Origin of the sequence: Achromobacter sp. ACRQX (assembly GCF_022346505.1) — a bacterium.
Lineage (GTDB): Bacteria > Pseudomonadota > Gammaproteobacteria > Burkholderiales > Burkholderiaceae_B > Achromobacter > Achromobacter animicus.
The window spans coordinates 1-1,692 of record NZ_JAKRML010000064.1; the positions used below are offsets into that span (position 1 = coordinate 1).

Below are 1,692 nucleotides of genomic sequence, written 5' to 3' on the forward strand. Positions count from 1 at the left end.
AGCACGGCGTCGTGGTCACCGGGGAGGCGAGCGCCGTCGATGCGCCCGAGGGAATCTGAAGCTCAATAGTCGTCCTGCACGACACCCGTGACGAAGAAACTGTCTTCGTGGCCGCACTGTGGCAAGGTGGAATGCCGCTCAGGTAAAGACCGACCTTCCAGTGGTGCGTGTTAGCCCACGCCCGTACTGAAGCATGGCCCCGGGTGACGTCACCGACATTGGTGAGCACACGCTTAGCGCGTGCATCCCGTTTGAGAGAGTGAGTACAACGACGTACCCATGCCTGGCGGCATTCCGTTAGCGATGATGGAGCAAGCCATGTCACCTCGCAAGTCCGATGCAACCCTAAGCCTGGCCCATCCCGATGCCGCAGGCATCGACATCGGATCAGCCAGCCACTTCGTCGCTGTCCCCAGCGACCGCGACGAACAACCTGTCCGCGAGTTCAAGAGCTTTACCGCCGACCTGTATCGCCTGGCGCAATGGCTCAAGGACTGCGGCATCACCGCCGTGGCCATGGAGTCCACCGGCGTTTACTGGATCCCGCTTTACGAGCTGCTCGATAGCCAGGGCTTCACCGTTTACCTGGTCAACGCCAGGCACGTGAAGAACGTCTCGGGCCGCAAGTCCGACGTGCTGGACTGCCAATGGCTGCAGCAGCTCATGAGCTATGGCCTGCTGGCCGGCGCCTTCCGTCCCTCTGACGAGATCTGCGTCCTGCGCGAGTTCTCGCGCCAGCGTGAGATGCTGCTTGCCTCGCAGGTTCGTCACGTGCAGCACATGCAGAAGGCGCTGGCCCAGATGAACATCCAGCTTACGCACGTGTTGTCGGACGTGGTCGGGGTCACCGGACAGGCCATCATCCGCGCCATCGTCGACGGCGAGCGCGATCCGCACGTGCTGGCCCGCCTGAAGAAGCGTCAGGTCAAGGCCAGCGAGGACGACATCGCTGCCGCGCTGCAAGGCAACTGGCGTCATGAGCACCTGTTCGCGCTGCGGCAAGCGCTGGCCCTGTACGACACCTATCAACAACTGCTCAATGAATGCAATCAGCACATCCAGGCTGAACTGCAAAAACTGCACCGCCATGACGGCGATCCGGGTAAGTCGCAGCGCCGCTGGCCCAAGAAAGCCATGGCCTTCGATCTGCGCACGCATCTATTTGCCATGTGCGGCGTGGACCTGACTCGCATCAACGGCATCGACGAAATGACCGCCTTCACCGTCCTGTCCGAGGTCGGCCCGGACATGAGCCGCTTCCCTTCGGCCAAGCACTTCGCTTCGTGGCTAGGCTTGTGCCCGGGCACACGCATCTCCGGGGGCAAGGTTCTGAACGGCGCCACCAAACGCTCACCGAACCGCGCTGCGCAAGCCCTACGTCTGGCGGCCATGGCGCTGCGCCACAGCCAGTCCGCCTTAGGCGCCTATTACCGAAGGCTGTGCGCCCGCCTGGATAAGCGGCGCGCCATCACCGCAGCCGCACACAAGTTGGCTCGACTGATTTACACCCTGTTGGCCAAAGGGGCCGAGTACGTGGACCAAGGCGAGCTGTACTACGAAGAACGCCACCGCCAACGCGTCCTGCACCACCTGACAAAGCGCGCAGAGACCATGGGCTACAGCTTGGTACCGTTGGCCACCCCAGAAAAAGCCAATGAAATATCAACAGCTTAGGAGGAGTTTCTTGAGAGG

The 1,692-nt window shown here is 62.0% G+C and carries 1 protein-coding gene; it reads left to right on the plus strand.

What is annotated here, in order from left to right; genetic code table 11:
* The first annotated feature begins 318 nt into the window (after positions 1-318).
* A complete protein-coding gene (locus MHZ91_RS28160) occupies positions 319-1,674 on the plus strand; it encodes an IS110 family transposase (RefSeq protein ID WP_175139658.1) in 1,356 nt (451 codons plus the stop codon).
* Positions 1,675-1,692: the final 18 nt, after the last annotated feature.